16 protein-coding genes are annotated in these 18,168 nt (G+C 60.8%); 10 read left to right on the plus strand and 6 right to left on the minus strand.

Annotated features, from left to right (window positions below):
- Positions 1 to 347: 347 nt before the first annotated feature.
- From gatA to gatC, 3 genes are read right to left on the minus strand one after another with little or no spacing between them, the layout of a single operon-like run.
- The gene (gene gatA, locus E1297_RS16955) at positions 348 to 1,832 is read right to left on the minus strand and encodes an Asp-tRNA(Asn)/Glu-tRNA(Gln) amidotransferase subunit GatA (RefSeq protein WP_155140316.1); all 1,485 of its coding nucleotides are present in this window, start codon (positions 1,830 to 1,832) and stop codon (positions 348 to 350) included.
- Positions 1,829 to 2,338 (minus strand): GNAT family N-acetyltransferase, encoded by a 510-nt coding sequence (locus tag E1297_RS16960; RefSeq protein WP_155140318.1) that lies wholly within the window; start codon positions 2,336 to 2,338, stop codon positions 1,829 to 1,831. Before E1297_RS16960 ends, gatA begins: the two co-directional genes overlap by 4 nt.
- A gap of 16 nt (positions 2,339 to 2,354) precedes the next feature.
- Positions 2,355 to 2,642, minus strand: coding sequence for an Asp-tRNA(Asn)/Glu-tRNA(Gln) amidotransferase subunit GatC (gatC, locus tag E1297_RS16965; RefSeq protein WP_155140320.1), 288 nt, complete (start codon positions 2,640 to 2,642; stop codon positions 2,355 to 2,357).
- A 108-nt stretch (positions 2,643 to 2,750) separates the two neighbouring features.
- On the opposite strand from gatC, the gene E1297_RS16970 reads away from it, so the two are divergent.
- From E1297_RS16970 to E1297_RS16980, 3 genes are all read left to right on the plus strand, one after another.
- Positions 2,751 to 3,338 (plus strand): TetR/AcrR family transcriptional regulator, encoded by a 588-nt coding sequence (locus E1297_RS16970; protein ID WP_155140322.1) that lies wholly within the window; start codon positions 2,751 to 2,753, stop codon positions 3,336 to 3,338.
- A gap of 124 nt (positions 3,339 to 3,462) precedes the next feature.
- The gene (locus E1297_RS16975; RefSeq protein ID WP_155140324.1) at positions 3,463 to 3,951 is read left to right on the plus strand and encodes a YHS domain-containing (seleno)protein; all 489 of its coding nucleotides are present in this window, start codon (positions 3,463 to 3,465) and stop codon (positions 3,949 to 3,951) included.
- Positions 3,952 to 4,100: 149 nt separating this feature from the next.
- Positions 4,101 to 5,021: an alpha/beta fold hydrolase gene (locus E1297_RS16980; RefSeq protein WP_155140326.1), complete on the plus strand. Its 921-nt coding sequence runs from the start codon at positions 4,101 to 4,103 to the stop codon at positions 5,019 to 5,021.
- Positions 5,022 to 5,148: 127 nt separating this feature from the next.
- On the opposite strand, the gene mdlC is transcribed toward E1297_RS16980, so the two are convergent.
- Positions 5,149 to 6,753: a benzoylformate decarboxylase gene (mdlC, locus tag E1297_RS16985; protein ID WP_155140328.1), complete on the minus strand. Its 1,605-nt coding sequence runs from the start codon at positions 6,751 to 6,753 to the stop codon at positions 5,149 to 5,151.
- A 160-nt stretch (positions 6,754 to 6,913) separates the two neighbouring features.
- A complete protein-coding gene (locus tag E1297_RS16990) occupies positions 6,914 to 7,621 on the minus strand; it encodes a metal-dependent hydrolase (RefSeq protein ID WP_155140330.1) in 708 nt (235 codons plus the stop codon).
- Between the two features lie 133 nt (positions 7,622 to 7,754).
- On the opposite strand from E1297_RS16990, the gene ruvX reads away from it, so the two are divergent.
- Entirely contained in the window at positions 7,755 to 8,261 is a 507-nt protein-coding gene (gene ruvX / locus E1297_RS16995; RefSeq protein ID WP_155140381.1) for a Holliday junction resolvase RuvX, read from the plus strand.
- A gap of 30 nt (positions 8,262 to 8,291) precedes the next feature.
- A complete protein-coding gene (locus E1297_RS17000) occupies positions 8,292 to 9,224 on the plus strand; it encodes an AEC family transporter (protein WP_155140332.1) in 933 nt (310 codons plus the stop codon).
- 125 nt (positions 9,225 to 9,349) lie between these two features.
- On the opposite strand, the gene E1297_RS17005 is transcribed toward E1297_RS17000, so the two are convergent.
- Positions 9,350 to 11,017: an acyl-CoA dehydrogenase family protein gene (locus E1297_RS17005; RefSeq protein WP_368669590.1), complete on the minus strand. Its 1,668-nt coding sequence runs from the start codon at positions 11,015 to 11,017 to the stop codon at positions 9,350 to 9,352.
- Positions 11,018 to 11,163: 146 nt separating this feature from the next.
- Between E1297_RS17005 and E1297_RS17010 the strand changes: the two genes are divergently transcribed.
- The 5 genes from E1297_RS17010 (at position 11,164) to topA (ending at position 18,137) form a co-directional block, all read left to right on the plus strand.
- Complete coding sequence (locus E1297_RS17010; protein ID WP_155140334.1) at positions 11,164 to 12,120, plus strand: aspartate carbamoyltransferase catalytic subunit; 957 nt, start codon at positions 11,164 to 11,166, stop codon at positions 12,118 to 12,120.
- 11 nt (positions 12,121 to 12,131) lie between these two features.
- Positions 12,132 to 13,433, plus strand: coding sequence for a dihydroorotase (locus tag E1297_RS17015; RefSeq protein ID WP_368669591.1), 1,302 nt, complete (start codon positions 12,132 to 12,134; stop codon positions 13,431 to 13,433).
- A gap of 25 nt (positions 13,434 to 13,458) precedes the next feature.
- The gene (gene plsY, locus E1297_RS17020) at positions 13,459 to 14,109 is read left to right on the plus strand and encodes a glycerol-3-phosphate 1-O-acyltransferase PlsY (protein ID WP_368669592.1); all 651 of its coding nucleotides are present in this window, start codon (positions 13,459 to 13,461) and stop codon (positions 14,107 to 14,109) included.
- A complete protein-coding gene (dprA, locus tag E1297_RS17025; protein WP_368669593.1) occupies positions 14,106 to 15,245 on the plus strand; it encodes a DNA-processing protein DprA in 1,140 nt (379 codons plus the stop codon). The genes plsY and dprA overlap by 4 nt, the downstream gene beginning before the upstream one ends.
- 156 nt (positions 15,246 to 15,401) lie before the next feature.
- Complete coding sequence (gene topA, locus E1297_RS17030; protein ID WP_155140338.1) at positions 15,402 to 18,137, plus strand: type I DNA topoisomerase; 2,736 nt, start codon at positions 15,402 to 15,404, stop codon at positions 18,135 to 18,137.
- The last annotated feature ends 31 nt before the right edge of the window (positions 18,138 to 18,168 follow it).

Genomic DNA, 18,168 nt, shown 5'->3' on the forward strand with positions numbered 1-18,168 from the left:
TCTCCATCCCAAACAGATGATATTGGGCAGTATTGGCGCGTTCAGCGGCACAGACCAATAATATGCAGGGGCCTCTTCGATCATGGAATCACGAGGCGGTCGAGTCCGCAAAACTGGCACCCTTTCCTTCTTGCAGCACGCAGATCATGCCACCGGACTGTCATCAAGGACAAAAACGGTTTTATCGGGAATGACGACAGTGACGTTCGTGCTTCATTGGGCACGCACACAACCTGTTCACCGATATCAAATGAAGCGATCCGTCTCAACAGCATCGTATCAGCAATGAAAAAACCCGCAGCCGGAACGGCTGCGGGGTGATGCAGGGACTGCTTGTCAGGGACGGCTCAGCCCCACCATTTCTCCGGTGAAAAATGCCCGGCGGCCTGCTCGATCACGGAGCCAAGCTGGAACAGGGTGCTTTCGTCGAACGGCTTGCCGATCAGCTGCAGCCCGAGCGGCAGACCCTGCTTGTCGAGACCTGCGGGAACGGAAATACCCGGAAGACCGGCCATGTTCACCGTGACCGTGAAAATGTCGTTCAGATACATTTTCACCGGATCCGAATGCAACTCCTGATCGTTGACAGCAAAGGCGGCCGACGGGGTTGCCGGTGTCAGGATGGCGTCGACGCCGTTTTCCCAGGCGAGATCAAAGTCGCGCTTGATCAGGGTGCGGACCTTCTGCGCCTTCAGGTAATAGGCGTCGTAATAGCCCGCCGACAGCACATAGGTGCCGATCAGGATGCGGCGCTTGACCTCGTCGCCGAAGCCTTCGGCGCGGGTGTTTTCATACATCTCGACGATGTCCTTGCCCGGCACGCGCAGGCCGTAGCGCACCCCGTCATAGCGGGCGAGGTTGGACGAGGCTTCGGCCGGGGCCACGATGTAATAGGCCGGAAGCGCATATTTGGTATGCGGCATGGCAATGTCGACGATCTCCGCGCCTGCATCCTTCAGCCACGCAATCCCTTTTTGCCACAACTCGTCGATCTCACCCGGCATGCCGTCCAGCCGGTATTCCGCCGGGATGCCGATCTTGAGCCCCTTGACCGACTTGCCGATTGCAGCCTCGTAATCCGGCACCTCGATATCGACCGAGGTGGTGTCCTTCGGATCGACGGAGGCCATGGACTTCAGCATGATCGCGCTGTCGCGCACGGTACGAGCAATCGGACCGGCCTGATCGAGCGAAGAGGCAAAGGCAATCGTGCCCCAGCGCGAGCAGCGGCCATAGGTCGGCTTGATCCCGACCGTGCCGGTGAAGGCGGCAGGCTGGCGGATCGATCCGCCCGTATCGGTCGCCGTCGCGCCCATGCAGAGATTGGCCGCAACCGCTGAGGCCGAGCCGCCGGACGAACCGCCCGGAACGAGATCCTGATTGGAACCGGTCTTGCGCCACGGGTTGATGACGTCCCCGTAGTAGGAGGTCTCGTTGGAAGAGCCCATGGCGAACTCGTCCATGTTCAGCTTGCCGAGCATCACGGCTCCGTCCGTCCAGAGATTGGCGGTGACGGTCGATTCATAGGCCGGCTTGAACCCGTCGAGGATGTGGCTGCAGGCCTGGGTGTGGACACCCTCGGTCGCAAACAGGTCCTTGACGCCAAGCGGAATGCCTTCCAGCGCCCCGCCCTCGCCTTTTGCGAGTTTCCCGTCGGACGCCTTTGCCATGTCGCGGGCCTTGTCGGCGGTCACTGCCACATAGGCATTCAGCGCGCCGTTTGCGGCCTCGATGTTGGCAAGAAAAGCCTCGGTCAGCTCCAGCGAGCTGTATTCCTTGTTCTTCAGCCCCTCGCGGGCCTCGGCAATGGTCAGTTTCGTAAGGTCAGTCATGATCTTGATTCCGGTCGGACAGGCCCGGCACCGGCAGGTGCAAGAGGCTTGCGATAAAAGATGGAATAGGAATTTTCGGGATAATCGAGAACCGGCCCGCAAGACGTGAAACCGGCCGCTTCATATAGCCGTTTCGCGCCCTCGTAATTGTAGCCGGTTTCCAGAACCAGTTTGCTCAAGCCTTCGCGCAGTGCCAGCGCAGTGACCTCTTCAAGGATCCGGCGCGCCAGCCCCTGGCCCTGATAGGCAGGCCGGGCATAAAACCGCTTCAGCTCGCCGACCCCCCCTCCATGGCGGTGGAGCGCACCGCAGGCGGCGACCTTCCCGCCGACACGGGCAACGAAGAGCGTGGTTTCAGGCCCCGCCATCTCCGCGGCTGTCATGCTGTAATTGGCCTCTTCCGGCGTCAGGGAACGCAGGATCGCGTTCAGTTCGCCGATCATGGCATGCATGTCGCGCGTCAACGGCGTTTCAATTGCGATTTCGACGGTTCCGGCAACGGACATCCCGGTGGACTCCCGCTTACTCGACGACTTTCGGCACCATGAAGAAATGATCTTCGGAGGCCGGAGCATTCGCCGTGATATCGGCGGCCTTGTTGCCGTCGGTGACGCCGTCCGCGCGCTTTTTCATGGTCTGCTCGACGACCGAGGTCAGCGGCTCGACACCGGCGATATCGACTTCATCCAGCTGTTCGACAAATCCAAGGATCGCATTGAGTTCGCCGGTCATCTTGGTGGCCTCGTCTTCGCTCACCTTGATCCGCGCCAGCCGCGCGACGCGCTTCACCGTATCGGTATCAACAGACATGTTGTGTCCTCGTTGGGTTGATTTCAGCTCTGCTCTATTCCCGGTTTTCACGGCCGCAGCAAGTCAAAACGGCTGGATCAAACCGGTTTTCACGCCTATACGGTCCTGATGAGGACCGCTTTTGAACCCGCCGCCAAGCCACCCCGTGGCCGCACCCTGTCCGAACACCTGACCGAACGCTTGCGGACCATCGGACTCCGGTTGCTCGCCGGCAAGGGGGCGGACGCGTTCCGTCTGGACGACCTTGCAAAAGCTGCCGGAACCAGCAAGCAGGCGCTTTACCGGCGCTGGCCGGACAAGACCGCCCTCGTCTCCGATTTGATCGGCACCGGTCTGACGCAATTTCCCTTTCCCGTGCCGGAGCGCGCAAACACGGCGCGGGATTTTTTCATGCTTGCGGAAGCCGCCGACGCCTTCTTGCGGCAAACAGATGCAGGGCGCGCGCTTGGCCGGGTCCGGCACGTCGAGTGTTACGGCGCCCTACGCAGAGAATTCGAAAACACGATGCGGTTTTCCATCCGCCAGATCCTCATTGCCAGTCCGTTCGAGGCACATGCGGACCTGCGTGCAAACCTGCTGATCGGGTTGCTGTGGCAGCGGTCGGATGAGGCTCTGAATTCAACCGGCCCACTACCCGGCGGTGATCTCGAAACCGCCGTGTTTCTTCTGCTCGGCCTGCCCACAAGTGCAAGCTGACGCCACTCAACCGGATGTGCCAAGTCTGTGATGAGGCTTGATTGGCAAATCCCCTCCCGGCAACGCAAATCTCACGTCGGAGGCGGATGATGGGTCCGCCTATGTTCGCGGGAGATATAGACTGATGAAATCCGTTTTTTTCGCTGGCCTCGGTGCCCTGGGTTTGTCCTTTGCAACTCTGTCCACCCCGGCCCTTGCCGATGAAATCACGACCTTTGTCCAGAACGGGGCCGCCATCGGCGGAACCGACCCGGTCGCCTATTTCACGGATGGCAAGCCGGTTCCGGGCAGCGACGCATTCACGGCAGAACATGACGACGTCACCTGGAAATTCGCGAGCGCGGAAAACCGCGATCTGTTTGTCGCCGATCCGGCCAAATATGCCCCGCAATTCGGCGGGTTCTGTGCGTTTGGCGCAGCGAAAGGTTTCAAGGTCCCGGTCATACCGGAAGCCTGGAAAATCGTGGACGGCAAGCTCTACCTGAACAATTCCCTCCCCGTTCAGGAGCGGTTTGAACGCGATCAGGACGAACACATCACAAACGCGACGCTCAATTGGGAAATCATCAAGGACGTCAAGCCGGAAGACCTGAAAGAACCGATCATCCGCTAACTTCACGGATCTTGTCCGGTCTTCGAAAGCCCGCCCTTGCGCGGGCTTTTTTGCATTCCCACGTCTGACGGGATTAAGGGTAAGGTAATTGCCGACGACCGAATTCACTCATCCTCCAGGCGCACATTTTTCTTGAAAGCTGCAAACCCATGACGAACCAGCACGCAACTCAGGCAAACAAGGATCTTCAGCGTTATGAAAAGCCGATAGACTCGACGGTCAAACTCAGAACGATCTGGTGGAGCAGCGCTCCGGATACCGACCTGATCCAGATCGCCAGCAAAAAATCGGCTCTGGTATTTCTTCACGGGACTGCGGACGGAGCGGATGTCTGGGATCCGGTCGTGCGGAGTGTTGCAGACAAGCTCCCGCTGCCTGCCATTGCATTCGACTTCCCCGGCCATGGCGGGTCCGAAGGGTTTGACGACGGCATTTACACCACCCAGCGGATGATCGAAGCAGTCGAAAGCGCGCTCATCAAGATGCGGATCAATTATCCTATTCTCGTTGGCCACTCGCTGGGCGGTAGCGTGTCCGCAAACCTCATGGAGCGCGGCAAAATCACCCCCTCCCTGTGCATTCTGGTCGACCCGAGCATGCGCGATACTGCAAATGTCGATGACAACATTCGCGCACATATCAAGGTGCTGGCCAATGGCGGGGCAAGCTTGGCGGATCTGATCCAGGCGGTCGAGGCCCGCATGGCGCTTGCCGACCCGGAGGCGCTGAAAACGGTGCTGCCCTCCATGTCGGCTGCAACTCAAAGCGTCCGGCCGAACGGCGTCCCGAACAGCATCAACCTCGCGCAGGGTATCGAACAGGTTCTGAGCGACACCACGTGCAACGATCTGATTGATCTGCTGCCCAGGATTTCCAATCGCAAAATCGCCCTGATCAGGGGCCAGTTCTCTGCGGTTCTGTCGCAAAAGGATGCAAATCTGGCTCTGGCACGCACTCAAAACCGGATGTCACTGACCGTAATCGAACGGGCAGGCCACGCGATCCCCTTCGAACAGCCCGAAAAACTCGGAGAGGCCGTTGCAAAGGCGATCCTGACTTACCGCTCCTAGCGTCAAGGCAGCCGGATTGCCCCGCCCGATTGCGGACCCTGTTTGCCGCACCGCGGCCATACTGCAAAGCCGCAGGCATCCGCGGCCTTACCGGCGCCCCCTTCAAAGACGTTTATCCGGGATCAGTTCACCCCAGCAACGATCTCAACTTGGGTGATATCTCCACCGCGATCACGGTCGTCCCGCCCTCCTTGAACGCACTGTCAAAGGCGGCTTCGAAATCCCTTGCCGTTTCAGCCCTGTGGGTCCTGGCGCCATAGCCCTTTGCCAGGGACACGATATCAAGTCCGGGCAGATCAAGGCCGGGCACATTCGGCGTTTCTTCCAGTTCGGCAAACTCCTTCAGGATCGCATATTCCGCGTTGCACATGACCACGAAAACCACATGCAGTTTCTGCTGCACGGCTGTGTAAAGGCTTTGAACAGAGTACTGGAAAGAGCCATCCCCGATTGCGGCCACGACCGGCCGGTTCCGGCCGCTATTACGTTCGGCCAGCGCCAGTCCGACCGCCGCGGGCATGTCCCAGCCAAGCCCGCCGGACGCAAAGGTGTAGAAAGTGTCCGGCGTATTGATCGGGATCTGGCGTTCCAGCTCGATCACATTTGAGGGCGATTCCTCGACCAGCACATAAGCCTCGCCCATCACCTCGCGCATGATGGCGTAAATGGTGTCCGGGGTCGGCGGCGTGGTGTCGAGATCCGCAGCAGGCGGCGTCTCTTTTGCGGCAACCGTCTCCGATGCCGTCCGCTGGTTCAGTTTCGGGACAATCGCCTCCAGAAACAGTTTGCTGTCCGAAATCAGACTGTCGCCCACCGGCGCCTTTCCGGCCATGTCGGGATCGTCGGTGACCTGCAGGAGGCTTGAGCCTTTCGGCAGATAATCTCCGGCCACATAAGGATAATAGCGGAAGACCGGCGCCCCGACGACGATGACGAGATCGTGCCCCTCCAGCCGTTTGCAAACCGGCCCGATCGCGGCCGGGAGCGTTCCGGCATGAAGCGGATGGCTTTCGGGAAACGGTGTGCGTTCTGCAAAAGGCGCTGTCAGCACCGGCGCGGACAGGGTCTCGGCAAAGCGGATGCCCGCCTCCCAGGCCTCGGAGCGGGCAATGTCCGATCCGTAGACCAGCACAGGGTTCTTCGCATCATTGATCCGCTTGGCGAAAGCATCGAGGCGCGCCGGGTCGGCGGCAATGCGATGGGAAACCGTTCGGACTTCGGCCGGAGCGTCTACCTCCTTGTCCCAGTCATCCAGTGGCAGCGACAGGAACACGGGCCCGCACGGCTGCTGCACCGCCATCGCATAGGCCCGCATGAACGCCGCCGGGACATCTTCGGGCCGCGACGGTTCGTAGCTCCACTTGACCCAGGGCAGCGGCATCATCTCCGACTTGATGTTGGTCAGAAGCGGCTCCAGCAACAACATGTTCCGGGTCTGCTGGCCTGCGGTCACGATCAGGGGCGTCTTGTTCTGATAGGCCGTCAGGATGCAGCCCATGGCGTTGCCAAGCCCCGCACCGGTATGGATGTTGACAATGACCGGTTTGCGCAGCCCCTGGGAGAGCCCGTCCGCGATGCCGGCAACACTGGCTTCCTGAAGCGCGAGGACATATTGAAAATCGTCCGGAAAGTCCTGAAGAAACGTCTCCTCGGTGGATCCGGGATTGCCCACGATCGTCGTCAATCCGAGTTGGCGCAGCAAGTCATAGGTCGCATCTCTTACAGTCGGCATGCTATACTCCCGATTTTTCGCTCAAACATCCGTTCGGCTTGGACGTGTCGGTAATGCTCCTGGAATATGACCGCGTCTCCCGGCGCGGCTGGAGGGTTTTTCGGGACAATCAGGACAGGCACAATGAGACTGCTCCGTCCGTCACGACGTCCCGAACGAACTAGATCTCGATGCTGTCGCCAGGCTTCGGCAGCTTCACCTTCGAGGCAGCGTCTCCCAATGCACCGATAAAGGTATCGGCAGTCTGGTCAATGATCGGGAACGAGCCGAAGTGACAGGGCAGGATCGTGTCGAACAGGAAGTAGCGGTTGCAGGCAAGCGCCGCGGAGCGTCCTCCCATCGTGAACCGGTCTCCGATTGGAACGAGACCCACCTTGGGCGCATGAAGTTCGTTGATCAGGCCCATGTCGGAGAAAATGTCGGTATCGCCCATGTGGTACAAGACCGGCTCATCCGGCGCACTGACAATGACCCCGTTCGGGCTGCCGAGATAGACAGCAATGCCGCCTTCGGTCTGGGTCGAGGACGCATGCTGCGCCTGGGTCAGGCTCACCTTGAAGGGGCCGACATCGACCGTCCCGCCGGTCGCCATCGGGTTGATGTTTTCGATGCCCTTGCCACCCGCCCACATGCAGATCTCGAAATTCGCGGTCAGCTGCGCGCCGGTTTTCTTCAAAATGTCGACGCTGTCGCCAAGGTGGTCGTCGTGACCGTGGGTCAAGAGCAGATGCGTCACGCCATCTGCCACCTGATCCACTGTGAGATCAGAAGGAAAAGACGGATTGCCGGTCAGGAACGGGTCGATCAGGATCGAAGCATCCTTGATCTCGACCTTGAATGCGGAATGGCCATACCAGGTGAGCTTCATGAAAACAGCCTCCTCAAAACCAATGCATGCAATAGCGAGACGACCATTGCACAGAGCTTCAAGTCTGGCCACGACGTTTTTGCCTGACCTGCAAAGACTGGCCATGCGCACGACTTCCTGTTACAGCGCCGCCATGGCTTCAGATCCCACCCTTCCGCTTGAGGACTTCGTTCAGGTCCTGCCGCGCAACACCCGCCTGATCGGTCTCGATCTGGGCACCAAAACCATTGGCCTTGCCCTGTCCGATCTCGGACGCGGCATTGCCAGCCCGATGGAAACCATCCGGCGCAAGAAGTTCACCCTGGATGCCGAGCAGTTGCTTAAAATCTGCGCCAAGCAGGAAGTCGGCGGCATTGTGCTGGGCTTGCCACTGAACATGGACGGTTCGGAAGGCCCCAGGGCTCAGGCAACGCGGGCCTTTGCCCGCAATCTGGCCACAAAGACCGACTTGCCGATCACGTTCTGGGACGAGCGTCTGTCGACCACGGCGGTGACCCGCACCCTTCTGGAAGCCGATTCCAGCCGTGCCCGGCGCGCAGAGGTGGTGGACAAGATGGCGGCTGCGTATATTTTACAGGGCTTCCTCGACCGGCTCGGCCATATGAGCCTGTCCGGTCCCCTCCCGTCTGACCCGGACTAACACTGCCGGCCTGCCCAAAAAGCTCTGCCCATGCTGACAACGCTGAACGCCATCCTGCCGGTGATCCTTGTGATTGCAGCTGGCCATGTGGTTGCACGAAGTGGCCTGATCAGCGGCGACCAGTGGCGGGGCATCGAACGGCTCGCCTACTACCTTCTGTTTCCGGCGGTTCTGTTTGAAAAGATCGCGTATATCGACTTTTCCGCCCTGCCCGCCCTGCCGATCGGCGCGACCCTGCTGGCCTCAATTGTCACGCTTTCTGCGCTTGTTCTCGGGCTGAGGCCCATCTTCGAGCGGGTCTGGAGCATCAACGGCCCGCGTTTCACCTCGATCTTTCAAGGGTCCCTGCGCTGGAACGCTTTCGTCGCACTTGCCATCGCCGACAGTCTGATTGGCGACGAGGGGGTTGCCCTGATCGCACTGGCCATGGTGGTGATGATCCCGGTCTTGAACATCTTGAGCGTGCTGGTGCTGTCCCGTTATGCCAATGCCGAACCGCCAACACTCCAGCGGATTCTGAAAGACCTCGCCACCAACCCGTTCATCCTGTCTATCCTTGCGGGTCTTTTCGCCAACATGCTGGGGATCGAATTTCCGGGCTTTGTCGACGACGCCCTTTTCATCCTGGCAAGTGCTGCCCTGCCGGTCGGGATCCTGTGCGTGGGAGCGGGTCTTGATCTGGCAGCCCTGCGCCGTCCCGGCCCGGCACTCACCAGCGGCACCTTCATCCGGCTGACCCTGATGCCGGTGATCGGCGCCGGTTTCGCACTTCTTTTTGGTGTCACCGGCGCAGCGCTGACAGCCATCATCATCGCCCTGTCGGTTCCCTCGGCGAGCAATTCCTATCTGATGGCAAAGTTGATGGGCGGCGATGCCAAACTCATGGCCGAAATCCTGACCCTGCAAACCCTCGCTGCAACGGTGACGATCCCGCTTGCGATCTATCTGTTCGCGGCGGTTTAGAAAGAACAGCGGTCAGGTCGCGAATTCAAACGCGAAGTGCAACAAGACAACAGTAAGCTTCGGTCCGCCATGAGGGATTGGTTATCAAGGGTTGTCCGCAATGACAAGATCGATCCGGGATCACCTTACGAAGCAGGGCACAAAGCCTCGATAGCGGCCCGACCGTCAAAGCCGCCAGGCAATTGGCCGTAGGTCGCCCGCCAGCCGCCAGAAAGGCGGCTTGCCGCAAAGGCCTCTGCAATTTCGGGATCGGGCGCCACTTTGGCCAGCGCCACGGCCGCAGCGGACAGGGCCAGCAATTCGGTCAGCGTCCGTGCGGTGCCCTGATCGTGAGCCGCCTTTTGCGCCAGATCCCGGATCCGCAAACAGGCATCCGACACCGGTTCCATGCCGACTGCAGCCAGATCGTTGAGCACCAGATCAAGGCTTTCAGGCTCACGGGCCAGCGCCCGCAAAACATCGAGGGCCATGACATTGCCCGAGCCTTCCCAGATCGGATTGACCGGCGCATCCCGGTAGATCCGCGCCATGTCGAAATCCTCGACATAGCCATTGCCGCCAAGACACTCCATCGCCTCATAGGTCAGGGCCGGACCTGTCTTGCAGATCCAGTACTTGATGGCGGGTGTCATGAGCCGGGCGTAGGCAGCTTCCTTGCTTGTGGTCCAGGCAAGGGCAGACGCACGGGCCAGACGCATGGACAAGGCCGTCGCAGCTGCAACATCCAGCGCCATGTCCGCGAGAACCGACACCATCAGAGGCTGGTCGATCAGAGTCGCGCCGAAAGCGCGGCGATGGCGGCAGTGATGCACGGCACGGGCAAGGGCTGCCCGCATCTGACCGGCAGAGCCCAACGCGCAATCGATGCGGGTCGGCGTCACCATGTCAATGATGGTCGCAATCCCCCGCCCCTCGTCCCCGAGCAACAGCCCCTCGGCCCGGTGAAACTCCACTTCGGAAGATGCATTGGCATGATTGCCGAGCTTGTCCTTGAGCCGCTGGAACCGCAAGCCGTTGACCCGGCCGTCCGGCAGTACGCGCGGGACCAGAAAACAGCTCGGCCCGGCCTGCGTTTTTGCCAGAACCAGAAAGGCGTCGCACATGGGGGCCGAGAAGAACCATTTGTGGCCGGTGATGGCGTAGAAGCCTTGGTTACCCGCCTCTGCCGTTGATGAGATGGCGCGCAGATCCGTTCCGCCCTGCTTTTCGGTCATGCCCATGCCGACCGTTATGCCGTTCTTGTCTGCGGCTGGCAGAAACCGGGCATCATAGGTCCGCGTCTGCATCTTCGGCAGGAAGTCGGCCGTCACGTCCGGGTATTTTGCCAAAACGGCTGCCGCCGCATTGGTCATGGTGATCGGGCAAGTGTGTCCGGTCTCTGCCTGTGACGTGAGAAAAAACTTCGCCGCCCGGCTCATCTGGGTCTCAAGCCCTGCGTCCAGCAAGGCCGAGTGAAGGCCTTCGGAAAACGCATCCGCCATCAGGTCGTGATAGGCCGGATGAAACTCGACCTGATCAAAACGCCGTCCGTGAATGTCATGGGTTTTCAGGATCGGCTTGTGCCGGTTTGCGAGCCGCCCGAGTTCCAGAACGGCTTCCGATCCGCATTTGGCGCCATGCGCCACAAGACTGGCACGGGCTGCCTCGTCCAGATCGCCCGCAGCCGCCATCAGAACCGGATCGGTCCCGGCGAGATTGTAGCCCGCATAGGTAGGCGCCTGATTGACAACGTCATGGGTGGTAAAGGCCGTGACTTCCTCGTCTGCAGCCTTGGAAACACTCTGCATGCTCATGACGCCCCCGTTTGCGGTTTTGGCAAATCTCCCGCCCGCAGGCTAACATGATAATTGACGCAAAGGTAAGAGTGCACGGGAACATTGGATAGAGCGGTTTTAGCGGCTTGTGAATCGCCGCGTTTCCGCCTATAGCCATGGTCTCGATGAGCGAGACAGCCCCCCCCACGATCAGCCCTTTCCCCCATCGACATTTGCTGGGCATTGAAGGGCTTCAACCCCATGACATTCTCGGCCTTCTGGACCGGGCGGAAGAGGCCGTTGAGGTCAGCCGCCAGATCGAAAAGAAGAAGTCGGTCTTGCGTGGGAGAACCCAGATCAACCTGTTCTTCGAGGCCTCGACCCGGACCCAGTCCTCGTTCGAACTGGCCGGAAAGCGTCTTGGAGCAGACGTGATGAACATGTCGGTGTCCTCGTCCTCGGTCAAAAAGGGCGAGACGCTGATCGACACCGCTGCGACACTGAATGCGATGCATCCGGATCTTCTGGTCGTGCGCCACCATGCGGCCGGAGCCGTGCATCTGCTGGCCCGGAAGGTCGGCTGCTCGGTGGTCAATGCCGGGGACGGTCCACATGAACATCCGACCCAGGCGCTTCTGGATGCTCTGACAATCCGCCGCCACAAGGGCAAGATCGCGCGGCTGACGGTTGCCATTTGCGGCGATATCGCCCATTCGCGGGTGGCCCGCTCCAACATCATTCTGCTCAATGCGCTCGGCGCAAGGGTGCGCGTCGTCGCCCCCTCGACCCTGTTGCCGGGCGGGATCGGCAAGATGGGCGTCGAAGTCTTCCGCGACATGCATGAAGGCCTCAAGGACGCGGACATCGTGATGATGCTGCGCCTGCAGCGCGAACGCATGAACGGCGCTTTCATTCCTTCGGTCCGCGAATACTACCGCTACTATGGCCTCGACGCCGAAAAACTGTCCCATGCCAAGGAGGATGCGCTTGTGATGCATCCCGGGCCGATGAACCGGGGCGTCGAAATCGACGCTGCCATCGCCGACGGCACGCAAAGCCTGATACGGGAACAAGTCGAAATGGGCGTGGCCGTCCGCATGGCCGTTCTCGAGGCGCTTGCCGCCCATCTGCCGAACAACTAGAGGACCCGACCGTGGCTGTTGATACACCCAAACCCCTCGTCCTCTCCAATGCGCGGGTGATTGATCCGGCGCGCAATCTCGATGCACCGGGATCGGTGATCATCGTGGACGGCACGATCCTCGCCGCAGGCCCGGAGGCCGCCAATCAGGGTGCGCCTTACGGCGCCGATATTGTCGATTGCGGGGGCGCGGCCGCCGCCCCCGGCCTTGTCGACATGTGTGTTTCGGTCGGTGAGCCCGGTGCCGAGCACCGCGAAACCCTGGCAAGTGCGTCGGAAGCGGCCGCTGCCGGTGGCATCACCACGATTTGCACCATGCCCGAGACCGACCCGGTCATTGACGATCCGGCGCTGGTCGACTTCATCCTGCGCCGGGCACGCGACACGGCGACCGTGCATGTCCACCCGCTGGCTGCCCTGACAAAAGGCCTTGCAGGCGCGGAAATGACCGAAATCGGCCTCCTGAAGGAAGCCGGCGCGGTCGCCTTCACCAACGGCCACCGGTCCGTGCGCAACGCTCAGGTCATGCGCCGCATGCTGACCTATGCCCGCGATTTCGATGCGCTGGTGATCCACCATACCGAAGACCCGGATCTGGCGGGCGGCGTGATGAATGCGGGCCTGAACGCCAGCTGGAAGGGATTGTCCGGAGTTCCGCGCGAAGCCGAAATCATCATGCTGGAGCGAGACTTGCGGCTGGTGGCGATGGCAAACGGCAAATACCACGCCAACCTGATTTCGACTTCCGACAGCGCCGATGTCATCCGCACGGGCAAGAAACGCGGGCTGGATATCACGGCAGGGGTCTCGATCAATCACCTGACCACCAATGAAAACGACATCGGCCCCTACCGGACCTTCTTCAAGATGTCGCCGCCCCTGCGCGACGAGGACGACCGCCAGGCGATGATTGCAGCCCTTGCGGACGGCACCATTGACATCATCGTCTCCAACCACGATCCGCAGGATGTCGAAACCAAGCGCCACCCCTGGGCGGAAGCCGAAGACGGGGCCATCGGTCTTGAAACCCTGCTTGCGGCAGCCCTCCGGCTCTACCACGCGGAACAGATCGAGCTGCTGCCGCTTCTGGCTGCCATGACCTGCCGCCCGGCGGCGCGTCTGGGTATTGATGCGGGCACCCTTGCGCAAGGCGCGCCTGCCGATGTGATCGTGTTCGACCCCGACCGCCCGTGGGTGCTGGAAAAACAGGCGATCCGCTCACGGTCAAAGAACTCGCCGTTCGAGGACGCCCGCTTTTCCGGCCGGGTCCTGCGGACGGTGGTTGCGGGCAAGACCGTCTACACTTACTCTTGACAAAAATCCACAGAGGAAACCGCACGTGCCTGATCCGATCAGTTGGGAATTTGCCTGGCCGTACTACCTGGCAGCGCTTGTCTTCGGTTATCTGCTGGGCTCTGTTCCCTTCGGGCTGATTTTCACAAAGCTTGGCGGCCATGGCGACATCCGGAAAATCGGATCGGGCAACATCGGCACCACCAATGTGCTGCGCACGGGCAGCAAGAAGCTGGCAGCCGCCACGCTCATCTGCGATGCGCTGAAGGGGACCTTCGCCGTCCTGATCGTCTCCGGGCTCTATGGCCTGGACATGGGCCTGATTGCCGGTTTCGGCGCCTTCTTGGGCCACCTCTTCCCGGTCTGGCTGCGGTTCAAGGGCGGCAAGGGTGTTGCCACCTATATCGGTATCCTGCTCGGGGTGTTTTGGCCCGTGGGCCTGATCTTTGCCGCTATCTGGCTCGGCATGGCCTACCTCTTCCGGTATTCATCGCTGTCGGCCCTGACCGCCAGCCTGCTCACGCCGATCATTCTCTATGCCGGCTTTCGTCAAGTGCAGATGGCCGAGCTGTTTACGCTGCTGAGCATATTGTTGTGGGTCAAGCATCACGAGAATATCGCACGCTTGCTGGCGGGTAAGGAATCGAAGATCGGGTCGAAATCGAAATCCGCGCCGATAAATGGTGAGGCCGGGTGAAGGGGGCGCCTGCCCCGAATATTTCCCCGGGCCTGTCCACGGCCCAGCGTCTCGACTGGCTCCGGCTGATACGTTCGGAAAATGTCGGCCCCCAGACGTTTCGCGATCTCATAAACCATTTCGGCTCGGCAGGAACAGCCCTTGAGGCCCTGCCGGACCTGTCCGCCAGAGGCGGCAAGCAGCGCATCAAGATCTGCCCGCTCCCGGAGGCGGAAGCCGAACTCGAAGCGCATGAGCGGATCGGCGCGCGGCTGGTCGCGCTTGGCGAACGGGACTACCCGCCACATCTCAGGCATGCCGACGGCCCGCCGCCACTGTTGTCGGTTCTGGGCGGGGAAGTGCTGAGACACCCCAAAACGGTCGCTATTGTCGGCGCGCGCAATGCGTCGCTGTCCGGACGCAAGCTGTCCGCACAGATATCCCGGGATCTCGGGCAGGCAGGCTTTGCGGTTGTCTCGGGTCTGGCGCGCGGTATTGATGCCGCAGCCCACGAGGCAGCCCTTGCCGGCGGCACCGTCGCAGCCTTTGCAGGCGGTATCGACGTGCTTTATCCGCCAGAACATGACCGTTTGCTGGCGGACATTGTCAAGATGGACGGTAATGCGATCAGTGAAATGCCGCTCGGCTGGAAACCGCGTGGCCGGGACTTTCCCCGCCGCAACCGGCTGATTTCCGGAATGGCCCTCGGCGTGGTGATCATCGAGGCTGCGAAAGGCTCGGGCTCGCTGCACACGGCGCGCTTCGCCCTTGAGCAGAATCGCGACATCTTCGCGATCCCCGGCTCTCCGCTTGATCCACGCTCGGAAGGCGCCAACAGCCTGATCCGCCAAGGCGCGACACTGGTGCGGTCTGCTGATGATGTGCTTGAAAGCCTTGCCGGACGGATCGAGCCGGAACTTCCCTTTGACCGCAGTTTCGATGCGCCGGAAACAGATCCGGTCCCGGGACCGTCCGAACCGACCGACACGGCCCGCGAGGCAATCGTGTCAGCGCTTGGCCCAGCACCCGTGGAGCTCGACGAACTGATCCGGTTCTCCGGAGAACCGGCGCGAATCGTGCACGTCATACTGCTGGAACTTGAACTTGCAGGAAGGCTGGAACGCCACAGGGGCCAGAAGGTGTCCTTGCTTTACTGAACAAATTGCGCGGCTTTCCACACTTGACCGGCGCCCGACAAAGGTCCATTTGACACGCGAACCGCGATCCTAGATCGTCGCGAAGCATAATAAGACCTTTTAATCGCCGACTGCGCGCCCTGATTGCGCGTCCGGCCACGTGCATTTTGGGTACTGATGAACATCGTCATTGTGGAATCACCGGCCAAAGCCAAGACGATCAACAAATATCTTGGCTCCGACTATCACGTGCTTGCCTCCTACGGCCATGTGAGAGACCTGCCTGCCAAGGACGGATCGGTCAAGCCGGACGAAGACTTCGCCATGAGCTGGCAGGTGGATCCCAAATCCCAGAAACGCCTGACCGAGATCGCCAATGCGGTCAAGGATGCCGACAGACTGATTCTCGCGACTGACCCCGACCGCGAAGGGGAAGCCATTTCATGGCACGTTCTGGAGGTGCTTCAGAAAAAGCGCGTGCTCAAGGACAAGCAGGTCCAGCGGGTGGTGTTCAACGCCATCACCAAGAACGCCATTCTGGAAGCGATGGCCAATCCGCGCGAGCTGGATACGCCGCTGGTCGATGCCTATCTTGCCCGGCGCGCGCTTGATTATCTGGTCGGCTTTACCCTCTCTCCAGTCCTGTGGCGCAAGCTGCCCGGCGCAAGGTCTGCCGGCCGTGTGCAATCGGTTGCCCTCCGCCTGATCTGCGACCGGGAAATGGAAATCGAGGTTTTCGAACCGCAGGAGTACTGGTCCATCCTCGCCAACCTGAAAACACCGGACGACAAGGGCTTTCAGGCGGGCCTGACAGGTTTTGACGGCAAGAAGATCAACCGCCTCGACATCAAGACGGAAGAAAACGCCTCCCGCATCAAGACCATGCTGGAAAGCGCCAGCTTTGCGGTCGAGAGCGTTGTCTCCAAACCGGCAAAACGCAATCCGGCAGCGCCCTTCACCACCTCGACGCTGCAGCAGGAAGCAAGCCGCAAGCTCGGTTTTTCCGCCTCCCGCACCATGCAGGTGGCGCAGAAGCTCTATGAGGGCATCTCCATTGGCGGCGAGACTTCCGGTCTGATCACCTATATGCGTACCGACGGTGTCCAGATCGCCAACGAGGCGATTTCTGCTGCCCGCAAGGTGATCGGTCAGGACTTCGGCGACCAGTATGTGCCCGAAAAGCCGCGCTTTTATTCCTCCAAGGCAAAGAACGCCCAGGAGGCCCACGAAGCGGTGCGCCCGACGGATCTGTCCCGCCGCCCGAAGGATGTCGCCCGTTTCCTCGATCCGGATCAGGCGCGGCTTTACGAGTTGATCTGGAAGCGCACCATGGCGAGCCAGATGGAATCGGCGGTGCTTGAACGGACCACCATCGAGGTTCTGGCGTCCGGTTCCGGCAAGACCGCAAACCTGCGCGCGACCGGTTCCGTTATCCGCTTCGACGGCTTTCTGGCGCTTTATCAGGAAGGCCGCGACGACGACGAGGACGAAAGCTCCAAACGCCTGCCTGCGGTCGAGCAAGGCGCAGCACTCACTGCAGCCTCCATCGACGGAAAGTCCGCACCGATCGAGGCCAGCCAGCATTTCACCACGCCGCCACCGCGCTACACCGAAGCCAGCCTCCTCAAGAAGATGGAAGAACTCGGCATCGGCCGGCCGTCGACATACGCGTCCACGCTGCAAACCCTGCGCGACCGCGATTATGTCGAACTGGACAAGAAACAGCTTGTCCCGCTGGACAAGGGGCGGATCGTCATCGCGTTCCTTGCAAGTTACTTCAACCGCTATGTCGAGTTTGATTTCACCGCAAGTCTCGAGGAGCAGCTCGACAAGATTTCGTCCGGTGAACTGTCCTGGCTGGATGTTCTGCGCGCCTTCTGGCGGGATTTCTCCGGCAATGTCGATGAAATCAAGGATTTGCGCGTCTCCGAGGTGATCGACGCCCTCAACGAGGTTCTGGGCGCGCACATCTTCCCGCCAAAGGAAGACGGGTCCGATCCGCGCGCCTGCCCGTCCTGCGACAACGGCCAGTTGTCCCTGAAGGTCAGCCGCTTCGGGGCCTTTATCGGCTGCTCGAATTATCCGGAATGCAACTACACGCGCCAACTCGCCAAATCCGCAGACGGCGACGGCGAGGCGGGGGCGGACGGTCCGAAACTGCTCGGGCAGGATCCCGAAACCGGCCTGGATGTCTCCCTGCGGACGGGCCGCTTCGGCCCCTATGTCCAGTTGGGCGAAGAGGCCAAGCCAAAGCGGTCGTCCCTGCCAAAGGGCTGGTCCGCCGCTGACCTTGATCTGGAAAAGGCGCTTCAGCTGTTGTCACTGCCGCGCGAGGTCGGGCCGCACCCGGAAGACGGCAAGATGATCACCGCCGGGCTGGGCCGCTATGGCCCGTTTGTGCTGCATGAGGGCACCTATGCCAATCTGTCGTCGCCGGAAGAGGTCTTTTCCGTCGGCATCAACCGGGCGGTTGATGCGCTTGCCGAGAAGCGCTCCAAGGGTGGCCGCGGACGCGCAGCTGCCACGGCGCTCAAGGAACTTGGCGACCATCCGGAAGAGGGCGGGCCGATCAATGTCTATGACGGGCGCTACGGGCCTTACGTCAAGCATGGCAAGATCAATGCGACCCTGCCCAAGGACACCGATCCGCAAACAGTCACCCTGGAACAGGCCCTGAAGCTGATTGCCGAAAAGGCGGCCAAGGGCGGAGCCAAGAAAAAAGCCGCTCCCAAAAAGACGGCCGCAAAAAAGACAACCGCCAAAAAGGCCGCCGCTGACGGCGAGACCAAGTCGACAGCGAAAAAAACAACCACAAAGAAAACGGCTGCCAAGAAGACCACCGCGAAGAAAACCACAGCCAAGACCACGGTTGATGCATCTTCCGATGAGGTGCCGTGGGATGATGCATCTTGAGTGCCAAACGGATTAATCCGAGAAAACACGC

Source organism: Roseibium sp. RKSG952 (assembly GCF_009711355.1).

What these genes read in the sequence shown, in the direction of transcription:
- gatA (WP_155140316.1), bottom strand. Translation starts at nt 1,832, where the DNA reads ATGACTGACCTTACGAAACTGACCATTGCCGAGGCCCGCGAGGGGCTG.
- E1297_RS16960 (WP_155140318.1), bottom strand. Translation starts at nt 2,338, where the DNA reads ATGTCCGTTGCCGGAACCGTCGAAATCGCAATTGAAACGCCGTTGACG.
- gatC (WP_155140320.1), bottom strand. Translation starts at nt 2,642, where the DNA reads ATGTCTGTTGATACCGATACGGTGAAGCGCGTCGCGCGGCTGGCGCGG.
- E1297_RS16970 (WP_155140322.1), top strand. Translation starts at nt 2,751, where the DNA reads ATGAGGACCGCTTTTGAACCCGCCGCCAAGCCACCCCGTGGCCGCACC.
- E1297_RS16975 (WP_155140324.1), top strand. Translation starts at nt 3,463, where the DNA reads ATGAAATCCGTTTTTTTCGCTGGCCTCGGTGCCCTGGGTTTGTCCTTT.
- E1297_RS16980 (WP_155140326.1), top strand. Translation starts at nt 4,101, where the DNA reads ATGACGAACCAGCACGCAACTCAGGCAAACAAGGATCTTCAGCGTTAT.
- mdlC (WP_155140328.1), bottom strand. Translation starts at nt 6,753, where the DNA reads ATGCCGACTGTAAGAGATGCGACCTATGACTTGCTGCGCCAACTCGGA.
- E1297_RS16990 (WP_155140330.1), bottom strand. Translation starts at nt 7,621, where the DNA reads ATGAAGCTCACCTGGTATGGCCATTCCGCATTCAAGGTCGAGATCAAG.
- ruvX (WP_155140381.1), top strand. Translation starts at nt 7,755, where the DNA reads ATGGCTTCAGATCCCACCCTTCCGCTTGAGGACTTCGTTCAGGTCCTG.
- E1297_RS17000 (WP_155140332.1), top strand. Translation starts at nt 8,292, where the DNA reads ATGCTGACAACGCTGAACGCCATCCTGCCGGTGATCCTTGTGATTGCA.
- E1297_RS17005 (WP_368669590.1), bottom strand. Translation starts at nt 11,017, where the DNA reads ATGAGCATGCAGAGTGTTTCCAAGGCTGCAGACGAGGAAGTCACGGCC.
- E1297_RS17010 (WP_155140334.1), top strand. Translation starts at nt 11,164, where the DNA reads ATGAGCGAGACAGCCCCCCCCACGATCAGCCCTTTCCCCCATCGACAT.
- topA (WP_155140338.1), top strand. Translation starts at nt 15,402, where the DNA reads ATGAACATCGTCATTGTGGAATCACCGGCCAAAGCCAAGACGATCAAC.